Origin of the sequence: Vibrio sp. J502 (assembly GCF_025397955.1) — a bacterium.
Taxonomy (GTDB): Bacteria; Pseudomonadota; Gammaproteobacteria; order Enterobacterales; family Vibrionaceae; genus Vibrio; species Vibrio anguillarum.
Genome location: NZ_CP104554.1, coordinates 3072284 through 3093896, shown reverse-complemented (window position 1 = coordinate 3093896; position 21613 = coordinate 3072284). Strand labels below are relative to the sequence as shown.

The window sequence follows — 21613 nt, the reverse complement described above, 5'->3', positions numbered from 1 at the left end:
TCATTAGTTTTGATGGCTATTTTTTTATAGCAATCGGCTGGGATAAATAACCACTTTTGGTGACTAAATAAAACGCGGCCTATACCGAATCAACTTGAAGATGCAGGCTTGAGAACCTGAAAATGATCATTAATTCGAGATGTCAAAGAGCCTGCGATCTCTGGAAGAGTCACAGAAAAAAATTGGTCTATTGCCGCCTTGAAGTCCCGTTTTCTTTTGAAGTAAACGTTGTTCCTCGACTTCTCATTCATTACTTTCCATAGCCGCTCTATTGGGTTGAGGTTTGGACTGTAAGGTGGAAGATAATGCAGTTTAATATTCAGGACAAACGCCGCATCTTTGACTAAGTCACTGCGGTGATATCCCGCACCATCTAATATGATATGAAGCTTATGGGCTAACGAATAACTCTCTCTTAACTTACAGAAAAAACGAACAATCGATTCACTGTTAATGCTCTCATAGTCGTGAACAATGGTTGCACCAATATCCGACAGGTTCAGTGCGCCAATAATGTTCAATCGGCTACGATTACCCGTTGTTTCAATCACTTTATCCTGACCAGTACGTATCCAGCCATGCGATATCTTTGTTGATAGTGTTGGGTGAACTGCATCGATAAAGACTATCGATTCATCCTCGCCACAGCTTGCCTTTAGCGCTTCATACGCCTCTATGAATGCTTGCTGTTTTGCTTCATCAAACTTATGTGGTATGCCTTTCGGTTGCTTGTAGCTAAAACCATTATGGTGAAGCCATTTGTTCATACCAGAAACAGTATAATCAAGCCCAAACGTCTCTTTAACATAGGCGACAATTTGATGAGTATGAGAATAGGTTTTCTCAGTCAAATGCTCGATTAGGTGCATGGTTTGAATAGCAGAAAGCTTGCTTTGGCTTCCTCCATTCTCAGGCTTAAGTTTTTCAGAAAGTACGTAGTCACTGAGGTGACGTGCAACGGTCGATTCATGAATACGAAGAGCTTGTGAAATCATAGTCTGACTCCAGCCTTCAGAAGCCAGCAAAACAGCCTTAATACGGTCGCAAACTCGACTATCACGCTCAATGTCGTGCATCTGTTCGAGTTGCAGTTTCTGTTGAGGAGTCAGTGTGATTTTCATGGTTTGTAGCATGATCCTGATTCTATTGAAAATCAAGCATCTTCAATGATCACGGGTATATATTCCTTTATCACCAAATTCAGATCGCCTGCTATTTCATCTCTCATTTTCCGTCCTCTATTACGCCAATTCAGACAAAACATCTACATTAGAAAGCCTGCGTGAGATCAAGTTTTATTAAGAAAGTTATGTTAACACAACCCATTTCTTCGACTCATATTCAACTATATACCCTTTTCAAGTGCATATTCTTAACCCATTCGATGAATTATCGATGGGTTTTTGGTGCATAAAATTCCCAACCAAAATACCGATCCTATATGGAGTAGTGCTGCGTGAGATTTAAATTGAATGAACATCCATAAAAAAAGCAGTAATAAATATGACACTCACAATATAAACACTGCATAAACATTGTTAAAAAACTATTATTTTCGCCGAATTTCAATATAAATCATTCTGTGATGGACCTCTAAGAACATATACAGACCAAGGGTAATATTAATTGCAGAACAAAGAAGTGAATAAATAAATTCATACTGAATTCCCTACAGAAATAATTATGTATTTATCCAGAACAAGTTGAATTTAATGTCAAAAATATAACGGCATAAATGCATATAAATTAAGAGAGATACTATTATGAGTAAGTTATATGTTGGTTCTGAAATTGGTCAATTACGTCGAGTTCTTGTTCACCGCCCAAGACGCTCACTCACTCACTTAACACCATCCAACTGTCACGACCTTTTGTTTGATGATGTATTGGCCGTAGAGCGTGCGGGGAAAGAGCATGATGCGTTCACACAAACGCTACGTGACCAAGGTGTTGAAGTTTTACTGCTGACCGATCTATTAGCCGACACGCTAGCGGTTCCCGTCGCAAAAGAGTGGCTGCTTACTCAACAAGTATCGGATTACCGCCTTGGCAAAACATTTGCGAATGACGTGCGCTGCTACCTCAGCGATCTGCCAAACCTTGAATTGGCAAAAATCCTGACAGGTGGTTTGTCTTACGCTGAAATGCCAATGAAATCCTCTTCAATGATGCAAGGCTTGCATGCACCAACCGATTTCATCATTGAACCACTGCCAAACCATCTCTTTACTCGCGATACGTCTTGCTGGGTATACGGTGGCGTGTCAATCAACCCGATGGCAAAACCTGCACGTCAACGTGAAACCAACCATGTGCGTGCGATTTACCGCTGGCACCCAAGCTTTGCGGGCCAAGACTTCATTAAATACTTCGGTGATGACGAGAGCATTAATTACGATAATTCAACCATTGAAGGTGGCGACGTTCTTGTGATTGGCAAAGGTGCAGTACTGATTGGTATGTCTGAGCGCACCACAGCGCAAGGTGTTGAACACTTAGCTGCGGGCCTATTTAAACATGGCCAAGCGAAGCAAATCATTGCGATGGAACTACCAAAACACCGCTCTTGCATGCACTTAGATACCGTCATGACACACATGCGTGAAGACACCTTCTCTGTTTACCCAGAAGTGGTACGCAAAGATGTGAAATGCTGGAGCCTCACAGGCGATGAGTCTGGTGCCGTGAACGTGAAAGAAGAAGGTTATTTCGTGACCGCCATCGAAAAAGCACTTGGCGTTGACAAGCTCAACCTAATCACAACGGGCGGTGACAACTTCAACGCAGAACGTGAACAGTGGAACGATGCAAACAATGTCCTAACCGTCAAACCTGGCGTAGTGATTGGCTATGAAGGCAACACCTATACCAATGAAAAATACGACAAAGCAGGCATCACTGTTCTGTCTATTCCTGGTGACGAATTGGGCCGTGGCCGTGGCGGCGCACGCTGCATGAGCTGCCCAATTGAGCGTGACGGTATCTAGCCCTTAGGTTAATCAAATGGGTTGAGGCAAATTTCCTCTGCACGCCTCAACCCACCTTAGAAGAGATAGAATTATGAGCAAACAAACTGTCGTTGTTGCATTAGGTGGAAACGCGCTACTTCGTCGTGGTCAGCCATTAGAAGCAGATGTTCAACGTCGCAACATTGAAATTGCAGTCAAAACCATTTCCGAAATAGCCAAACACTATAACGTGGTGCTGGTGCATGGCAATGGCCCTCAAGTTGGCCTGCTGGCACTACAAGGTCTCGAATACAAAAAAGTAGCGCCGTACCCACTCGACGTATTGGGCAGTGAAACTCAAGGGATGATTGGCTACATGTTGATGCAAGAGTTCAAAAACATGCTGCCTGAACGCAACATTTCGTGCATGTTGACCCAAATGATGGTCGACCCGAAAGACCCTGCCTTTGCCAACCCAACCAAACCGATTGGCCCAGTTTATCAAGAAGCAGAAGCGCGTGAATTGGCTGAGAAATACCACTGGACAGTCAAGCCCGACGGCCAATACTTCCGCCGTGTGGTTCCGAGCCCTCAACCGATAGGCATCGTCGAACATGATGCGATTTCCCAGCTTATCAGTGCTGGTCATTTAGTGATTTGCACCGGTGGTGGCGGTATTCCAGTCAAACGTGAAAACGGCAAATTAGTCGGTGTAGAAGCAGTGATCGACAAAGACATGTCTGCTGCCTTTCTTGCCAAACAATTGAACGCCGACGCGCTGCTCATTTTGACCGATGCTGACGCCGTTTACCTTGATTGGGGTAAACCAACCCAACATGCGCTGCGCAGCACAACGCCAAGTGAGCTTGCCAACTATCAATTTGATGCTGGTTCTATGGGGCCAAAAATTGAAGCCTCGTGCGAATTCATTCAACAAGGCGGGAAAGTCGTTGGGATCGGCGCGTTAGAAGATGGCCTACGCATCTTAGAAGGCACAGCAGGTACCAATATTACGCGTGACTAACACATTGTTTTTAAAAACTATTTTATAAACCGAATCTGTTTTAACTTTAAACAAATAGTAACGCTTTCTTCCACCCTCTCACCAGAAGCAAGCGTTGCAAATGAGGAAAAGATCATGGCTTTTAACTTACGCAACCGTAACTTTCTAAAACTTCTTGATTTCACTCCACGCGAAATCCAGCACCTATTGGATCTATCACTTGAGCTGAAAAAAGCCAAATACAACGGTTATGAGCAGCCTCGTCTCAAAGGCAAAAACATTGCACTTATTTTTGAAAAAACCTCAACGCGCACTCGCTGTGCATTCGAAGTAGCAGCGTTTGACCAAGGTGCTCAAGTCTCCTACTTAGGCCCATCAGGTTCACAAATTGGCCACAAAGAGTCGATGAAAGATACCGCGCGCGTCTTAGGCCGTATGTATGACGGCATCGAATATCGCGGCTTTGGTCAAGAGATCGTTGAAGAGCTTGGTTCCTACGCTGGCGTACCAGTATGGAACGGCTTAACTGACGAATTCCACCCAACACAAATTCTGGCTGATTTCCTTACCATGATCGAACATGGCCGTGGCAAACGCCTCCATGAAATGAAATTTGCCTACCTCGGTGATGCACGCAACAACATGGGTAACTCCTTGATGGTGGGCGCTGCGAAAATGGGCATGGACATTCGCCTTGTTGCACCAAAAGCGTTCTGGCCAACCGAAGAATTAGTCGCGGAATGTCGCACTATTGCAAAGCAAACAGGCGCGAAAATTACGCTCACAGATGATGTTCAAGAAGGCGTTCAAGGCTGTGATTTCCTTTACACCGATGTTTGGGTATCGATGGGCGAAGCGAAAGAAGCATGGGCAGAGCGCATTGAATTGATGCTGCCTTACCAAGTGAACATGGCAATGCTAAAAGCCACTGGTAACCCACATGTGAAATTCATGCACTGCTTGCCTGCTTTCCACGGCGAAGATACCACCGTTGGTAAAGAGCTTGCGAAAAACTACCCAGTGCTTGCCAAAGGCGTTGAAGTGACCGATGAAGTGATTGAATCTGAGCATTCCATCGTGTTCGATGAAGCTGAAAACCGCATGCACACCATCAAAGCCGTGATGGTGGCCACCTTAGGTAACTAACTTAGGTAACGAATAGTAGATAATGAATGTAGGCGATGAATCGTCTACTTCATCTCTTTGATGTTGAATCGATGCGAGCTTGAATAAAGCTCGCATTTTTTTTCAGTCAATAACACTCACAAATCGCACTTATGCTTTAGCTGTAAACGCGTAGTAAATAACATCTAAATCAAGCTAATTTCGCATAAAAATCCATTTTCTGGATATTTTTCAAAGAGTATTGCCAGCGTGTTTTTTGTCCGTATAATCCTTCGCAATTTGTCTAAACGGAGCAGAAAATGAACCGCAGCACTCCCCATCAACGCCATCCATTACACCCGGCGCCGGTCGAGTTAGCTGTTTTGTTTTTCTATTCTGAACGTTATTGAAGCCTCCTATTTTAGGGGGCTTTTTTTTAAGCAAAATTTCGCAAAGGCTAGTAGCCAAAGCGAACCATACAGAGGGAAGACACGTTATGGCGCATTCGTTATTTAACAAGCACATCATTTCCATTCCAGAACTGAGCCGCACGGAACTGGAGCTGATTGTTGAAACCGCAACAAGGCTTAAAGCGGAACCAAACCCTGAACTTCTCAAAAATAAAGTAGTAGCAAGCTGCTTCTTTGAACCTTCTACACGTACCCGTTTGTCGTTTGAAACGGCAGTGCAGCGCCTAGGCGGCACAGTGATTGGTTTTGATAATGGCGGCAATACGTCACTTGCCAAGAAAGGGGAAACCTTAGCTGACTCGGTGCAAGTTATTTCCTCTTATGTCGATGCATTTGTTATGCGCCACCCACAAGAAGGCGCTGCACGTTTAGCCTCTGAGTTTTCCAACGGCGTTCCAGTAATCAACGGTGGCGATGGTGCTAACCAGCATCCAACTCAAACCTTGCTCGATCTGTTTTCCATTTATGAAACGCAAGGCAGGCTCGATAACCTTAACGTCGCATTCGTCGGCGACTTAAAATATGGCCGCACCGTCCATTCGCTCACCCAAGCCTTATCGAAATTCAACAATGTACGTTTCTTTTTTATCGCTCCAGAAGTACTGGCGATGCCGGATTACATTTGCGAAGAGCTCTCAGAGGCTGGCATTGCGTTTAGTTTGCACGCCAGCATTGAAGAGGTCGTGCCTGAACTGGATGTGCTGTACATGACGCGCGTACAAAAAGAGCGCTTTGATGCATCCGAATACGCACATATGAAATCGGCTTACATCTTAACCGCAGAAACATTAAAAGAAGCGCGCCACAATTTAAAAGTGCTGCACCCACTGCCTCGGGTCGATGAAATCACCACCGATGTCGATAAAACACCTTACGCCTACTATTTCCAACAAGCCGAAAACGGCGTTTATGCGCGTGAAGCTTTATTAGCCCTTGTTCTTAACCCAACCTTATAAGTAGGAGATAACATCATGGTAAAAGAGACCCAATTACAAGTTGAAGCGATTCGTAACGGTAGCGTGATTGACCATATCCCTGCCAACCTTGGGATCAAAATTCTCTCTTTGTTTAAGTTAAATGAAACCAATCAACGTGTGACGATTGGCCTAAACCTACCCTCTTCTGCGTTAGGTAATAAAGATCTGATTAAAATAGAAAACCTTTATCTCACCAAAGAGCAAGCGAACCAATTAGCACTGTATGCCCCGAAAGCCACCGTCAATCAAATTGAAGAGTATAAAGTGGTCAACAAACTGACCCTCACTTTGCCAGAGCGAATTGACAGCGTATTTCGTTGCCCAAACAGCAACTGCATCTCTCATGGCGAGCCTGTCGAGAGCCGCTTTAAAGTGCAGCTCAAACAAGAGAATGTGCATCTCAAATGCCACTATTGTGAGAAAGTATTCTCGCGCGAAATCATGACTGAACGTTGCTAAAACAGCACTAAGCGCGCATCCATCGCGTTTACAGCCCTGCCAGCCTCCAGCGTCCTAACTCGGCGCTGGACCAACTTACGAATCTTGCATATTTCCGTGCATATTATTCCATCAAATCAACATAAAACGCCAAAAATCAATCGGTAATCTAGTTTATTATTTGGTGATCCCCCGCAAAAAGCGACACATTGATTAATGTTAAGCTACAGGCATCAATAATAATCCCCCACCACTTATAGAGGGGAAAAGAGCAATGCTCAACCGTTGCGCCATTGGCGTCAAACATAACGTGAACTCACACTCTATGGCTTTGGGAGTGTGCTGGCATGGTAAGGATCACCGATACCCCAGACGCAGTAGCGTGTATAAAAGGAACCGCCCGTGAACAGAAAAATCCCCCACGGCGCAATGCAAACCGATGACAAAACGTTAGCTTCCGCTTGTAAAAAAATCCTACAACAACAAAGTTTTGCTAACCAAAATGAGCTACGACTCAGGCTAATAGAGCTCGGCTACGAAGGCATTAGCCAATCCACTGTGTCACGCTTGCTTTCCCAACTTGGTGTGGTGAAAGTGCAAAATGCGTGCGGCAAAAAAGTGTACTGCATTACGGTCGAAACCGCGCCAGTGCGTGTTGAGTCATCTATCGCCTCACAAATTGAGTTTATCACTCACAATCAATCCACTGTGGTGGTAAAAACTCATCCTGGAAGTGCTCAATTGGTCGCGCGATTGGTTGATATTGATCCCCACACTGAGATTTTAGGAACGGTCGGTGGTAATGACACTGTGCTTATTATTCCCAAAGACATCAATAATATTGAAGCGTGTGAAGCGGTGGTGAAAACTCGCCTAGGTGTCGCTTAACCCCCATCGCCCAGCCAAGTGAGGTCCACAACCTCACTTGGCTTTTCTCGCTTCACTGCCTCATCAGCGACGATTTTTCCATCACTGTGAAACTTATTGCGCCGAAAAGCGGTCTGATTGGGTTAAGATGACACTCACCTAATGAAGACTCGATTTTTGTATGCGCCTACTCTTTTCCTTTGTACTGCTAGCTCTGCTGACACTTTCCCAACCTGCGTTGGCGGTCTTCGGCAATGACAATCCATTCAATAGTGGTAACAACCTCGGTTTGGCCTCAGCCGACAATCAATTTGTCCCAGTTGACCAAGCGTTTCCTTTTCATGCCGAGCAGCAAGGTAAGCAGATCTTCTTAGATTGGCAGGTCAAGCAGGGCTATTACCTCTACCAAGATCGGATCAGTATCAGCGCCGAAAATGCACAGCTTGGTGAAATCGAGATGCTCGATGGTCAGCCATATCACGATGAATTTTTTGGTGATGTGAAGATTTATACTGAGCCACTGTTTGTCGACGTACCGCTCCTCAGTGCAGCAGCGAACGCCAAATTAATTATCCAGTACCAAGGGTGTGCAAAAGCGGGCTTTTGCTATCCACCAGAAACGCGAATTATCGACCTTCAAGCTGTGGCAAGCGATACTCGCTCTGACAACAACACGGCGGCCAATATGGCGAAAAGCGAAACAGATTCGCCAAAAGCGCCCGTGGCTGAACAAGACGGGCTAGCAAACCGCCTCGCCGATTCTTGGTGGACACCGCTACTCTTTTTAGCACTTGGCGTTGGCCTAGCCTTTACCCCTTGTGTACTCCCTATGTACCCGATCCTCACCAGTATCGTGCTTGGTCGTGGTCAACTTTCACAACAGCGCGCGTTGATTTTGTCGTTTATTTACGTGCAAGGTATGGCGCTCACTTATACCGTACTTGGCCTAGTCGTCGCTTCGGCTGGGTTACAATTTCAAGCCGCGATGCAGCACCCTTATGTACTGATTGGTCTCAGTACCCTATTTGTGCTACTCGCCCTGTCGATGTTTGGCGTTTATACCTTGCAACTGCCAAGCAAAGTGCAGACGTGGCTAAACAGCCTGAGTAATAAGCAGCAAGGCGGTAGCAGTGTTGGCGTGTTTGCCATGGGCGCGATTTCCGGTTTGGTTTGCTCACCGTGCACCACCGCGCCTCTCTCTGGCGCGCTGCTGTATGTCGCGCAAAGTGGCGACCTATTCACGGGGGCGATTGCACTGTATGCCTTAGCAATGGGCATGGGGATTCCGCTGATTTTGGTCGCCGTGTTTGGTAACAAACTACTCCCCAAAGCCGGTGGCTGGATGGAGAGAGTAAAAACACTATTTGGCTTTATTTTACTGGCTGCGCCGACCTTCTTACTAGAACGCTTATTGCCACCAGTGTGGTCAACGGCGCTCTGGTCTGTGCTTGGGATCGCCGCGTTTGGTTGGCTCTATCATTGTAAAAACAGCTTGCCGTTTGGTGGCTGGAAACAGAGCATGGTTGGCATTATTGCGGTATTGGGTCTGTTTGCTTCAGCGCAACCCGCACTGGATGTGTGGTTTAAGCCAGAACAAACCAACCTAGCAAGCCGTAGCCATGTCGAGTTCATTCGGGTGAATAATATTGCTGAGCTCAACTTGCAGTTGAGCCAAGCCAAATTAGCAGGTAAACCCGTCATGCTCGATTTCTACGCCGACTGGTGCGTGGCGTGTAAAGAGTTTGAAAAGTACACTTTCCATCAGCAAGAGGTCGCGCAGAAACTGCAAAACTTTGTGCTATTGCAAGCGGACGTCACCAAAAATCAGCCACAAGATATTGAGCTACTCAAGGCGATGAACGTGCTAGGGTTACCGACGATTGATTTTTGGAATGCGCAAGGTGAACGCGTTTCAAACGCACGTATCAGCGGTTTTATACCAGCCGATCGCTTTTTAGCGCACCTCACCGCCCACCAGCTTTAAGGTTTACCGATTATTGCCGACTGTTTGAGCAAGCCATTGCAACCGTCGGCAATAATAGCGCGTGAACGCCATCACTTCTTCTCGAACCGCTTGGCATGCACCACTCTCAGATCAGGCTCAGTCACTACTAAGTATCAGACAAAAAGTGGATACAGTTCAGACTTTTAGCGTATAAAGATTGTTCAGCGAGAGATCGCGGTCAATAATCGATTTAACGACATTGCTAAAAGTGTAAAACGTCATGGATTCGACCTACACCATCATCATTGCTGACGACCACCCTCTGTTTCGCAATGCGCTATTTCAATCAGTGCATATGGCGATAAGCGGTGCCAATTTATTGGAAGCGGATTCGCTAGATGCCCTGTTAGCCTTATTAACCAAACAGAGCGATGTGGATTTGCTGCTGTTGGATCTCAAAATGCCAGGCGCAAATGGGATGTCAGGGCTCATTCACTTGCGAGCCGAATACCCTGATTTACCGATTGTGGTGATTTCAGCCAGTGAAGAACCTTCGGTGGTGGCGCAAGTAAAAAGCCACGGTGCCTTTGGTTTTATTCCTAAATCGAGTGACATGCGCGCGCTGATCTCGGCGCTCAATCAAGTCCTAGCCGGTGACCCATTTTTCCCTGAAGGGCTAATTGCCAATCACGCCGCATGCAATGATTTAACCAAGAAAATTGCCGCCTTAACCCCACAACAATACAAAGTATTAGGCATGCTCTCTGATGGGCTACTCAACAAACAAATCGCCTATGAGCTTAATGTTTCTGAGGCGACCATCAAAGCGCATATGACGGCTATTTTCCGTAAACTTGGGGTGAAAAACCGCACTCAAGCAGTAATTTTACTCAATGAGTTGGGCGAGTAGTCGGCTACTCGCTCGCTTCATCTAACGTCTCTTCTAAAGGTAATCGTAAACCGACTTTGGTTGCTTGCCAATCGGCCACGTCCGCCACGACCAGATACAGACCTTGCCATTCAAAATGGTCACCCAGTACTTGTGTGGCTCCGAGCTCTTGGATCAGTAAATCGTTGAGCGTCATCTCTTGATTGAGGTGCTCAATCGTCAAACCATAATAAGCAGCAACGTCAACGAGTTTTGCATCCACATCCAAAAAGAAGTCACCAAAGAAGCGCTCTAACGAGGCTTTTTCTGGCGCTTCACTGAATAGGTTGCTCAGTGATTCGAGATCTTTCTCCTGTGCTAACACGCACAAGACATCGCCCTCTTGCAACTTGGTGCTGCCCGATGGGTGAAGCAGTTGCTCGTCACGAAACACAGCGGTAATACGTGTTCCTTCAGGCATTGAGAGATTGCGTAATGGCTCACCAATACACCATTTATCTTGTTTGAGTTTATAGACCAACATTTCCCATTCGCTGCACGGGTATATCTCAACACCGGTACGTGAAATTGGCTCAGGTTTGGGCGGTAGTTCAACGCGAGCCAAAGCGGCCGCTTTCATCAAGGTTCCCCCTTGTACCACTAGCGACACCATCACCACGAAGAAGGCTAAGTTGAAATAGAGCTGCGCATTCGGTAAACCAGCCATCATTGGGAAAACCGCTAAAATAATGGGTACAGCGCCGCGCAGTCCAACCCAAGATATAAACCACTTTTCACGCGCAGTAAATGCTTTGAATGGCAATAAACCAATCCATACAGAAATGGGGCGCGCAAACAAAATCATACCAAAGGCGAGCGCAAAGCCCGGCACCGCAATGGTCAGCAATTCAGAAGGTGTGACCAATAACCCAAGCACCAAGAACATACCAATTTGGCTAAGCCACGTCATCCCATCCAGTACGTTCAGAATGGAATAGCGGCAACGAGTCGGTTTATTGCCCAGCAATAAACCCGTCAAGTAGATGGATAGAATACCACTGCCGCCGAGTGAATTGGACAGCGCAAAGATAATCAAACCGCCACTGATGGCCAAAATGGAGTAGAGCCCTTCTGGAAGTTGATTGCTATTAATCAGCTTCCAGAGCAGCCAACCTCCGGCTAATCCAAATAAAGCCCCGAGACCAAATTGCTGGATAAAACTCAGCAGCAAGAATCCTGCGCTGAGATCATCGCCTTGGCTACCCAGTACCGCAATTAATGTCACGGTTAAAAACACCGCCATTGGATCGTTAGTGCCCGATTCAATCTCTAACGTTGAACCGACGCGCTCATTCAAGCTTCTCCCTTTAAGCAGGGAAAAAACCGCCGCCGCATCGGTTGAGCCAACAATCGCACCCACCAAAATACCTTGCAGCAATTCCAAATTAAACAGCCACGCCGCCATCAAGCCGGTGAGAATGGTGGTGATCGCCACCCCAAACGTCGCTAACGAAACTGACGGCCAAAAGGCAATCCGAAAACTGGCAACACGGGTACGCATGCCGCCATCCAATAAGATGATGGCAAGCGCTAAGTTACTGACTAAATAGGCAATCGGATAATTATCAAATAAGATGCCACCGGGGCCATCCTCCCCAGCCAACATACCCACCAATAAAAAAACGAGCAGAATAGGAATTCCTAGCTTAGAAGAGACTGGACTTAACAACACACTTAATGCAATCAGCAAAGCACCTACGAGAAAAAAACCATTGATAGCGATTGCATCCATATTCCTTCCTTATTGATTTAATTATTATTGATTGAATAACCAACATAAATTCGCGTTCCATTGTGCCTTAGTTTAATCCGTTTTTAAGACAACTTTATGTAAACATTGATCGTTTTTATCGCGGCATGAATAACCAACCACATAAAAAATCGTTAACTCGCCATGAGCGATTTTCCAATCAAGAGCTTATGATCTTATACTTTTGGCTAATTTAACATTTATTCAACATAAGAAAGACCTTCTAAATTGAGGCATTTCATTTAGTTACAATGAATTGGAAAAAACAACCTCCCGACTAAAGTTGCACAGACCCACCACCCTTTCACTGCTATCTTAATTTCGTAACATTAAATTAACACCACGATATGCAAACCGAAGGAGAAGGTCATGGCGTTCCAATCAACCGAACATGCTCAAGCCTACTGGAAAGAAAACTTGGGAATTATGGGCTCACTGCTGGCAGTGTGGTTCTTGGTATCATATGGTGCAGGCGTTCTTTTCGTCGACGCACTTAATACGATTCATTTAGGCGGGTTCAAACTAGGGTTCTGGTTCGCACAACAAGGGTCCATCTATACCTTTGTCGCCTTGATCTTTATTTACGTTGTGCGCATGAATGCGCTCGACAAGAAATACAACGTGCAGGAAGACTAAGAGGTTTACGAAATGGATATTCAAACTTGGACGTTTATTCTGGTCGGTATTACGTTTGCACTCTATATCGGCATTGCCATTTGGGCCCGTGCAGGATCGACCAGTGAATTCTATGTTGCTGGCGGTGGTGTTCACCCTGTTGCCAACGGCATGGCAACCGCAGCGGACTGGATGTCAGCCGCTTCATTTATCTCAATGGCGGGTATCATTTCGTTCATTGGCTATGATGGTACCGTGTACTTGATGGGCTGGACAGGCGGCTATGTGTTATTGGCACTTTGCCTTGCACCTTACTTGCGTAAATTTGGCCAGTTCACCGTGCCAGATTTTATCGGTGAGCGATACTACTCAAAAACCGCGCGTATGGTGGCGGTATTTTGCGCCATCTTTATCTCGTTTACTTATGTTGCGGGGCAAATGCGCGGCGTCGGCGTGGTATTCTCTCGCTTCCTCGAAGTGGATATTAACGTTGGTATCGTCATCGGTATGGGGATCGTGTTTTTCTATGCGGTACTCGGTGGCATGAAAGGCATCACTTATACGCAAGTTGCACAGTTCTGCGTGCTCATTTTCGCCTTCCTTGTTCCCGCCATTTTCACCTCGATCATGATGACAGGTAACCCTCTGCCACAAATTGGTATGGGCTCAACCATTACCGGTACCGATGTTTACCTACTCGATAAACTCGATGGCTTAACTCAAGAGCTCGGCTTCACCGCCTATACCGAAGGCAACAAGAGCAAGGTTGACGTGTTCTTTATCTGCGCAGCCTTGATGGTGGGTACTGCTGGTCTTCCTCACGTCATTATTCGCTTCTTCACTGTGCCTAAAGTGCGTGATGCGCGTATCTCAGCAGGTTGGGCATTGCTGTTCATCTCTTTGCTATACACCACAGCGCCAGGTGTTGCCGCTTTTGCTCGCGTGAACATGATTGAGACCATTAATGGCCCAGACATGCAAGGCGTACCCGCAACAGACGCGCCTACTTGGTTTAAGAACTGGGAGAATACTGGCCTTGTAAGCTGGAAAGATAAGAACAATGACGGTCGTATGTTCTATTCTGGCGATGAGCGCAACGAGATGAACATTAACCGTGACATCATCGTATTGGCGTCTCCTGAACTGGCAAAACTGCCAAACTGGGTGGTTGGCTTGCTCGCAGCTGGGGGTTTAGCTGCTGCGCTTTCGACAGCTGCAGGTCTTTTATTGGTTATCTCGACGTCAATTTCTCACGACTTATTGAAGAAAGGCTTCAAACCAAACATGACCGATAAACAAGAGCTGTTAGCCGCACGCTTAGCCGCCATCATTGCGATTGTGGGTGCTGGTTACCTAGGCATTAACCCACCGGGTTTTGTGGCTCAGGTGGTAGCGTTTGCCTTCGGCTTGGCAGCCGCCTCCTTCTTCCCGGCCATTATTTTGGGCATCTTCTACAAGAAGATGAATAAAGAAGGCGCGATCGCGGGCATGGTCGCAGGGATTATCTTTACTGCAACCTACATCATCTACTTCAAATTCATTAACCCGGCAGCCAGCACGCCAGATAACTGGTTGTTTGGTATCAGCCCTGAAGGCATTGGTACGTTAGGTATGTGTTTGAACTTCGTGGTATCGATTGTGGTGAATAAATTTACCGCAGAAGTTCCAACCGAAGTGCAAGAAATGGTGGAGTCAATCCGCTTCCCGAAAGGCGCGGGGCAAGCTCACGACCACTAATCTTCACCTGCGAGCGTCATGCTCGATGTTCGCTCCGCAGTGAAGTGTGATAACAACCATAAAGCCGATGCCCACGCATCGGCTTTATGCTGCATGCTTAATTAACTCGATTCAACAGCGCGCGCAGTTTGAGTGGTTTTATTGGTTTGGGAATAAAGCTAAAGCCATTGGATTTAATCGCATCCATCATCTCTTCAGTGCGATCAGCGCTGATGATGACCCCTTCAAAGCTATCTCCAAGCCGCAAGCGACACTGCTGCAACACTTCTAAACCAGTGCGACCATTATCTAAGCGGTAATCCGACAAAATAACATCAGGCAACCAATTGTTTTCTAATGCTTTCAGGCTTTGCAGTAAGTCCGCTGCTACTTTGACATCACACCCCCACCTTGCGAGCAGATCGTTCATGCCGACTAAAATATCAGCTTCGTTGTCCACACACAGTACGCGCAGATGATTGAGATCAGATGGCATACCTTGCTCTATCGCCAGTGTCGGAGCCTGTTTGACAGGTTCAGCTCGCGTCAAAGAGAGCGAAAATACGCTGCCTTTTCCATGCCAAGAGCGCATCGAAATTTCATGCCCCAGCACATATGCAATGCCTTTTGAAATCGCTAAACCGAGCCCCAAACCTTGGTCAGAACGGACTTGGCTACCACGGTTAAACTCTTCGAAGATTTCTTGCTGCTTATCTTGCTCGATACCAATGCCATTATCCCAAACATCAATCCTGACCTGATCTCGCACTCGGCGTACACCCAGCACCACTTTACCTTTAGGGTTGTAGCGAAACGCATTAGTGAGAAAGTTTTGTACCACGCGACGTAATAATTTAGGGTCAGACATCACATAGTTCGAGGATGGGATCACTTTAAAATCAATCCCTTGCTGCTTAGCTAAGGCGCTAAATTCAGCGTTAAGATTCGAAAATACATCATTAATAGCAAAGCTATGAGAATGCACATCGAGCTTGCCGGACTCTAAACGTGAAATATCCAGCAAATCACCAATCAGATCTTCAGCCGCGCCCAGAGCACTCTCTATATAACCCGCCAACGTTTTCACTTCCGTCTCTTTGGCTACTTCCGAGAGCGAAGAGGCAAACAGGCGCGCAGCGTTCAACGGCTGCATTAAATCGTGGCTGACAGCGGCCAAAAAGCGCGATTTTGATTGCGATTCTTGGTCTGATTTTTGAGTTGCCGCCACCAAGCGTTTGTTGAGGGTTTCAAGCTCTAGGGTGCGTTGGTGCACGCGCTCTTCCAAGGTTTCATTGGCCTCTTTTAATGCCTGCTCCGCTTCGCGAAAAACGGTGATGTCGCTAAAGCTCATCACAAACCCGCCGCCCGGCATCGGGTTTCCTTGCACTTCAATAACTCGTCCATCAGGACGAATACGCGCCGAGGTGTGTCTGGTTCCTTGCTCAAGGTGATACACCCGCCGCCGCACGTGATCCTCTGGGTCACCAGGGCCGCATAATCCGTGTTGCGCGTTGTGCCGTATCACATCCGCAATCGGCCGCCCCACTTGAATCAGCCCAGCGGGAAACTCAAACAGTTCGAGATAGCGTTGATTCCACGCCACCAGCCGTAGCTTTTTATCGACCACGGTAATTCCTTGACCAATATGCTCAATGGCCCCTTGCAATAAGCCGCGACTAAAGTCGTACAGCTCGGATGCTTCATCAACAATGGTCGCCACTTCCTCAAGCTGCATGTTGCGTCCTTGCAGCGCGGAAGTGAGCACCAATTTGGCTGAAGAAGCACCAAACACCCCCGCCAGCACTCTTTCTGTATGACGGATTAAGGTAGATGGCGCTTGTTGGTTAGGTAGTAACGTCTCTCTCTGCTGGCTCCAATATTGTCGAAAGGCAGTGCGAACACGAGTGCGCCCCACAAAACGAGCGGCCAACATTTCAAGCTCAGCCACTGTCACGCGGCTTTGATACAAGCTGAGATTCTCACTCTCAGGCAGCGGCGTACCGACAAAAGAGGCCGATTGTAAACGCTCACTCAAACTCGGACGAGTCACCATAGAGACAACAACGTAGCAGAATGTGTTAAGAGCAACACTGAGCATCATGCCCCAATCTGAGTTTTTCAGTCCCATCTGCACCAACCAATCCGGCGGGGTGATCATCCATAACAGAACGTTAGTTTGTGCATCGCCCGCCAGCATGTCGGTTTGGCTCATTAAGGTTACTAGCCATAAGGTAAAACCAACCGCCAATCCAACATAAACGCCTTTGCGGTTGCCTTCACGCCAGTACATGCCACCAATCAATGAAGGGGCAAATTGGGTAATCGCCGCAAATGAGAGAAAACCGATCGCCGATAAGGAACCAATCGCATCCAACGCCTGATAAAAACCCCAAGCGCCAAGCAGCAGCAATAGAATCAACCCGCGACGGATGTTGAGCAACAACCCTGATAAATGACGGTAGTTGCGCTGAGTTAAACGCATGCGGCGCAGCAGAAGCGGCATCACCAAATCATTAGAAACCATGATCGCCAATGCAATGGTCGAGACAATCACCATGCCGCTGGCCGCTGATGTGCCACCTAAAAACGCCAGTAACGCTATCTGCTCGGCGCCCACCGACATAGGCACGCTGAGTACATAAGTATCGGCAGGGCTGCCGCTTAGCAAACTTTGCCCAACCCATGCAATAGGTAGAACAAATAACCCCATCAAAGTCAGGTAAAGAGGAAATAACCAGCGCGCCGTGTGTAGATCTTGCGCGCGTTCATTTTCTACCACCATGGTATGAAACTGACGCGGTAAGCAGATGATCGCCATCATGGTTAATACGGTGTGGATCAACAGCGTTGGCCAGTTGGGCGCTTGATACGTCTGCTGGGCAATCGCACTTAGATCAACCGTTTCACGGCTTGAAGCCAGATAAATGATGAAACCGCCCACGGTTAAAAAAGCGACCAATTTAACAATCGATTCAAACGCAATCGCCATCATCATGCCGCGGTGGTGCTCGGTGTTATCAATATGCCGTGTACCAAACAGCATAGTAAATAGCGCTAAAGCCGCGACCACAAACCACGAGACGTGATAATTCTGATAACCAAATTGCGTAGCGAGGTTGGGGGCGACAATCTCAAGCCCCATAGTGATGCCGCGCAGTTGCAAGGCGATGTAAGGTAAAATGCCCACCACGGCAATCAAAGTTACGGTTACCGCTAATCCTTGCGATTTTCCGTAGCGAGCAGCAATAAAATCGGCGATGGAGGTAATATGTTCGCGCTTCGCGATCAAAATCAGCCGCGCCAACATACGCCAGCCAAGGGTAAACACTAAAATAGGCGCAATGTAGATAGGCAGAAATGACCAAGGGTTGCTAGCCGCTTGACCGACAGTGCCGTAAAAAGTCCAAGAGGTGCAATAAACCGCGATCGATAAGCTGTAGATCCACGGTCGCCATTTCGCCAGCCATTGGCTTTGCCTATCACCATACCAAGCGACGAGAAACAGCACGCCTAAGTAAGCGAGCGAAACGGGAACGACGATCCATCCTTGCATTTGATATCCTTATCGGTTCAAAAAAGCCTCTTCAAAGAAGAGGCTTCATTTAACTAAGGATAATTTTTAATCTCAATCAGTTAAGGTTAATTCTGTGCTTCAGGCGCTGCTTTCAGTACCTGACTCATTGGATGATGTGGGTTCGACTTTAATCAACAGCGCCAAGATGCCCATTGCCGCCATCGCCCAAAATACATTAGCGCCCCAGCGTTCATAACCCCAGCCACTCAAGGTGGTCATCAAAGCAATAAATGCCCCAAGTGGAATGGCATTATACAGCGCTTGCATAGCCACCATTTTGCTTTGCGGTGCGTGCTGAATGTATTGAATCGCCGCTATATGCGCCATCGCAAACGTCACCCCATGTAGCAGTTGAATCGTCCCTAGCGCAAGCAGCGCGGTGGTCGATGCCATTAACGTCCAACGCACCACAACCCCAATCGACGCGACAACAAATAATGTGCGTAGTGACCAGCCTGAAAAAAGGCGTTTGCTGAGCGCAAATACCGCGACTTCAGCGGCAACCCCTAAACTCCATAAATAGCCAATCAGCTCTTCCGAATGCCCCGCCGCTTTCCAGTGAATCGAACTGAAACTGTAATACGCCGCGTGACTGCCCTGTATTAGCGCCGCTAAAATCAAGAATTTTATCACTGGCCACTCACGCAATAACTGCGTCAGTTTAGGTCGGACGGCATGTGCATCACCAACCGTCACGGGCATTGGGTTGGGATTGCGCAAGCTAATCAATAGTGAAACAAACACCCCAGCCAAGGCGGTGTAGAGGATCATGTCAGAACCATAACGTGCCACAAGTACGCCAACCACAGTAGAACCAGCGATAAAAGCCACCGACCCCCATAAGCGAGTGCGACCATAATCGAGCATTTTTAAGCGTGCATAATAGTTAGCCATCGCATCAGATAGCGGCACCACGGGGCCACAGCAAAGGTTAAACAACACAGTAGCTAACGCCATCAGCCAGAAACTGCCGCCCGTAAAGAAGTGAAAACCAATAAATAAAAACGCCGCCAAACTTAACCAACGCAGTGCTGGTAGAAGAAGCTCGGCCTTATGGATACGCGGCGTAATCACCAAATTAGCGACGCAACGCGTAGCAAAGCCCATACCGATTAATACGCCGATATCGGTTGCAGACACACCTTGGGTTTCAAACCACAGCGCCCAAAATGGCAAGTAAACGCCATACGCAAAGAAGAAACCAATAAAGTAGTGCGATATCCAACCATATGGAGAGGGGTTAAGCATGATTCATCCTGAACAAAACGAGGGAGAGAAAACCGCCGTATTATGCAGGCAGTTTAAGATTCTAAAAAGGGAAGTTTACTGATAAATCTGTTTCCTTATTCACAACCTTGCGGGTCATATCACTCATTAGACCAAAGTCGTCTGGAGGTAGTGGCGATTTTTGTCACACTTAGATAGGAATTTCTTCTGAGTGACGATCGTTATGCCTGACAAATTCAACATGCAGTCACCGCCCTTTGACCGCTTAACACCGCCGCAGCAACAGCGACTTCGCTCATCCTTGGATGTGGCGTATTTTCGTAGCAACGATCTGCTGCAGGCCAGCGACAGGCCCAGCGTGTATCTACACGTACTGATCAAAGGCGCGGTCGAAGAACGCTCGCCAGATGGCAAAGAGATTTTTGCTCACTACGCCAACGATGACATGTTTGATGTACGCGCACTGTTTGAAGAAAAAGCCAAGCATCAGTACGTGGCGCTGGAAGACACCTTGAGCTATCTGCTGCCGAAAGCCGTCTTTCTCGAACTGTATAATGACAACGGTCAGTTCGCCGCCTACTTCGACAATAACCTCGCCAAACGCCAAGCTCTGCTTGATGTGGCACACCAGCAAAAGAATTTAGCCGAATTTATTTTAACTAAGGTGGATGACTCAATTTACCATCCACCGATGATTTTAAGCCCAGATCAACCGCTCAACCAAGTGACCAAGCAATTACGCGATAACGGAGTTGATGCGGCCTTAGTTCGTCTTGCCGAGCATGATCAACGCTTAATCGAAAACCCCAGCGCGCACCCTTATGCTATCGTCACGCGCACCAATATGCTGCATTCCGTTATGCTCGATAACCACCCGCTCGATACCCCTGTTGGGGAAATTGCTACCTTTCCTGTGCTGCACATCAACGATGGCGATTTTCTGTTTAATGCGATGATTGCCATGACGCGCAACCGCATAAAACGAGTGATGGTGTGTGATGGCCATCAAGCGGTTGGCATGCTGGACATGACACAAATTCTCAGTGCTTTCTCCACTCATTCTCACGTGCTGACGTTAAGTATTGCTCGCGCCAACTGCGTGGAAGAGTTAGCTCTCGCCTCCAACAAACAGCGGCAACTGGTTGAAAGCCTAATCAACAATGGCATTCGCACTCGTTTTATTATGGAGCTGATTTCAGCAGTCAATGAACAGATCATCGAAAAAGCCTTTCATTTGGTTGTGCCACCCGCGCTGCATGATCACTGCTGCTTGATCGTACTCGGCTCCGAAGGCCGTGGAGAGCAGATCCTCAAAACCGACCAAGATAACGCGCTGATCATCAAAGATGGCTTGCAGTGGCATCAAATGGGTGTGGTCATGGACACGCTCACCCACACCTTACAGCAGCTCGGCTATCCGCTTTGTCCGGGCAATGTGATGGTCAATAATCCCAAATGGGTCAAAAGCCAAACTGAGTGGAAAACCACGCTTAGCCAATGGGTAAAAGCGGCCAAACCCGAGCAAGTGATGGAGATTGCGATCATGGCCGACGCACACGCCGTCGCGGGCAACAAACACTTATTGGCCCCTATTAAACATCACTTGAGCCATTTAATGGCCGACCAAGAATTGATTTTGATGGAGTTTACTCGCCCCGCGCTGAGCTTTTCTGTACCACTCACGCTGTTTGGCACCGTAAAACACTCCAAATCTGGCTTAGATATTAAACAAGGTGGCATTTTCCCGATTGTGCATGGCATTCGCGCCCTAAGCCTTGAACATCAAGTTCAACAAAACAACACCTTTGAACGCATCGAGGTGCTAGTAGAGCAACGGGTTTTGGAAAAAGAAACCGCCGATAATCTCAGTGAAGCGCTCAAACAGTTCTTTAAATTGCGCTTAGCTCAGCAACTGAGCAATCAACACAGCACCAATAAACTCGATTTAAAACAGCTCGACCGAACCGAGCGTGACCTGCTCAGGCACAGTTTACACGTGGTGAAAAAATTCAAGCAGTGGCTTGGCTATCACTATCAAATTCGCGAATAGT

The 21613-nt window shown here is 47.2% G+C and carries 15 protein-coding genes; 11 read left to right on the top strand and 4 right to left on the bottom strand.

Features of this window, described 5'->3' with window-relative positions; all coding sequences use genetic code 11:
* Positions 1 to 89: 89 nt before the first annotated feature.
* On the bottom strand, positions 90 to 1121 hold the full coding sequence (locus tag N5E84_RS14400) for an IS630-like element ISVa15 family transposase (RefSeq protein WP_026027704.1): 1032 nt from the start codon (positions 1119 to 1121) through the stop codon (positions 90 to 92).
* Positions 1122 to 1763: 642 nt separating this feature from the next.
* Between N5E84_RS14400 and arcA the strand changes: the two genes are divergently transcribed.
* The 8 genes from arcA (at position 1764) to N5E84_RS14360 (ending at position 10662) form a co-directional block, all read left to right on the top strand.
* Positions 1764 to 2987 carry an arginine deiminase gene (gene arcA / locus N5E84_RS14395; protein ID WP_017046788.1) on the top strand — a complete coding sequence of 408 codons (1224 nt, stop codon included), beginning with the start codon at positions 1764 to 1766 and terminating at the stop codon, positions 2985 to 2987.
* A gap of 73 nt (positions 2988 to 3060) precedes the next feature.
* Positions 3061 to 3972 (top strand): carbamate kinase, encoded by a 912-nt coding sequence (gene arcC / locus N5E84_RS14390; RefSeq protein WP_013855827.1) that lies wholly within the window; start codon positions 3061 to 3063, stop codon positions 3970 to 3972.
* 114 nt (positions 3973 to 4086) lie between these two features.
* Complete coding sequence (locus N5E84_RS14385) at positions 4087 to 5097, top strand: ornithine carbamoyltransferase (protein WP_019282400.1); 1011 nt, start codon at positions 4087 to 4089, stop codon at positions 5095 to 5097.
* A gap of 454 nt (positions 5098 to 5551) precedes the next feature.
* A complete protein-coding gene (pyrB, locus tag N5E84_RS14380) occupies positions 5552 to 6481 on the top strand; it encodes an aspartate carbamoyltransferase (RefSeq protein ID WP_029388261.1) in 930 nt (309 codons plus the stop codon).
* Between the two features lie 15 nt (positions 6482 to 6496).
* Positions 6497 to 6961: an aspartate carbamoyltransferase regulatory subunit gene (pyrI, locus tag N5E84_RS14375; RefSeq protein ID WP_017042201.1), complete on the top strand. Its 465-nt coding sequence runs from the start codon at positions 6497 to 6499 to the stop codon at positions 6959 to 6961.
* A 408-nt stretch (positions 6962 to 7369) separates the two neighbouring features.
* Positions 7370 to 7828, top strand: a complete 459-nt coding sequence (locus N5E84_RS14370; protein WP_088718009.1) for an arginine repressor — start codon at positions 7370 to 7372, stop codon at positions 7826 to 7828.
* Positions 7829 to 7988: 160 nt separating this feature from the next.
* Positions 7989 to 9791: a protein-disulfide reductase DsbD gene (locus N5E84_RS14365; protein ID WP_019282402.1), complete on the top strand. Its 1803-nt coding sequence runs from the start codon at positions 7989 to 7991 to the stop codon at positions 9789 to 9791.
* A 241-nt stretch (positions 9792 to 10032) separates the two neighbouring features.
* Positions 10033 to 10662 (top strand): response regulator transcription factor, encoded by a 630-nt coding sequence (locus N5E84_RS14360; protein WP_013855820.1) that lies wholly within the window; start codon positions 10033 to 10035, stop codon positions 10660 to 10662.
* A 4-nt stretch (positions 10663 to 10666) separates the two neighbouring features.
* Here N5E84_RS14360 and N5E84_RS14355 read toward each other — a convergent pair whose 3' ends face one another.
* Complete coding sequence (locus tag N5E84_RS14355; RefSeq protein WP_013855819.1) at positions 10667 to 12412, bottom strand: potassium/proton antiporter; 1746 nt, start codon at positions 12410 to 12412, stop codon at positions 10667 to 10669.
* Positions 12413 to 12799: 387 nt separating this feature from the next.
* Here N5E84_RS14355 and N5E84_RS14350 point away from each other — a divergent pair, with 387 nt between their 5' ends.
* Together N5E84_RS14350 and N5E84_RS14345 are read left to right on the top strand one after the other, a co-directional pair.
* A complete protein-coding gene (locus tag N5E84_RS14350) occupies positions 12800 to 13066 on the top strand; it encodes a DUF4212 domain-containing protein (protein WP_013855818.1) in 267 nt (88 codons plus the stop codon).
* 12 nt (positions 13067 to 13078) lie between these two features.
* Complete coding sequence (locus tag N5E84_RS14345) at positions 13079 to 14782, top strand: sodium:solute symporter family protein (RefSeq protein ID WP_017048884.1); 1704 nt, start codon at positions 13079 to 13081, stop codon at positions 14780 to 14782.
* A 97-nt stretch (positions 14783 to 14879) separates the two neighbouring features.
* Here N5E84_RS14345 and N5E84_RS14340 read toward each other — a convergent pair whose 3' ends face one another.
* Both N5E84_RS14340 and N5E84_RS14335 read right to left on the bottom strand, forming a co-directional pair.
* Entirely contained in the window at positions 14880 to 18314 is a 3435-nt protein-coding gene (locus N5E84_RS14340; RefSeq protein WP_019282403.1) for a PAS-domain containing protein, read from the bottom strand.
* A gap of 99 nt (positions 18315 to 18413) precedes the next feature.
* A complete protein-coding gene (locus N5E84_RS14335) occupies positions 18414 to 19583 on the bottom strand; it encodes a 3-phenylpropionate MFS transporter (protein ID WP_029388262.1) in 1170 nt (389 codons plus the stop codon).
* A 202-nt stretch (positions 19584 to 19785) separates the two neighbouring features.
* On the opposite strand from N5E84_RS14335, the gene N5E84_RS14330 reads away from it, so the two are divergent.
* A complete protein-coding gene (locus N5E84_RS14330; protein ID WP_029388263.1) occupies positions 19786 to 21612 on the top strand; it encodes a DUF294 nucleotidyltransferase-like domain-containing protein in 1827 nt (608 codons plus the stop codon).
* Position 21613: the final 1 nt, after the last annotated feature.

Coding starts and splice junctions, on each gene's coding strand:
- N5E84_RS14400 (WP_026027704.1), bottom strand. CDS start 1,121: ATGAAAATCACACTGACTCCTCAACAGAAACTGCAACTCGAACAGATG.
- arcA (WP_017046788.1), top strand. CDS start 1,764: ATGAGTAAGTTATATGTTGGTTCTGAAATTGGTCAATTACGTCGAGTT.
- arcC (WP_013855827.1), top strand. CDS start 3,061: ATGAGCAAACAAACTGTCGTTGTTGCATTAGGTGGAAACGCGCTACTT.
- N5E84_RS14385 (WP_019282400.1), top strand. CDS start 4,087: ATGGCTTTTAACTTACGCAACCGTAACTTTCTAAAACTTCTTGATTTC.
- pyrB (WP_029388261.1), top strand. CDS start 5,552: ATGGCGCATTCGTTATTTAACAAGCACATCATTTCCATTCCAGAACTG.
- pyrI (WP_017042201.1), top strand. CDS start 6,497: ATGGTAAAAGAGACCCAATTACAAGTTGAAGCGATTCGTAACGGTAGC.
- N5E84_RS14370 (WP_088718009.1), top strand. CDS start 7,370: ATGCAAACCGATGACAAAACGTTAGCTTCCGCTTGTAAAAAAATCCTA.
- N5E84_RS14365 (WP_019282402.1), top strand. CDS start 7,989: ATGCGCCTACTCTTTTCCTTTGTACTGCTAGCTCTGCTGACACTTTCC.
- N5E84_RS14360 (WP_013855820.1), top strand. CDS start 10,033: ATGGATTCGACCTACACCATCATCATTGCTGACGACCACCCTCTGTTT.
- N5E84_RS14355 (WP_013855819.1), bottom strand. CDS start 12,412: ATGGATGCAATCGCTATCAATGGTTTTTTTCTCGTAGGTGCTTTGCTG.
- N5E84_RS14350 (WP_013855818.1), top strand. CDS start 12,800: ATGGCGTTCCAATCAACCGAACATGCTCAAGCCTACTGGAAAGAAAAC.
- N5E84_RS14345 (WP_017048884.1), top strand. CDS start 13,079: ATGGATATTCAAACTTGGACGTTTATTCTGGTCGGTATTACGTTTGCA.
- N5E84_RS14340 (WP_019282403.1), bottom strand. CDS start 18,314: ATGCAAGGATGGATCGTCGTTCCCGTTTCGCTCGCTTACTTAGGCGTG.
- N5E84_RS14335 (WP_029388262.1), bottom strand. CDS start 19,583: ATGCTTAACCCCTCTCCATATGGTTGGATATCGCACTACTTTATTGGT.
- N5E84_RS14330 (WP_029388263.1), top strand. CDS start 19,786: ATGCCTGACAAATTCAACATGCAGTCACCGCCCTTTGACCGCTTAACA.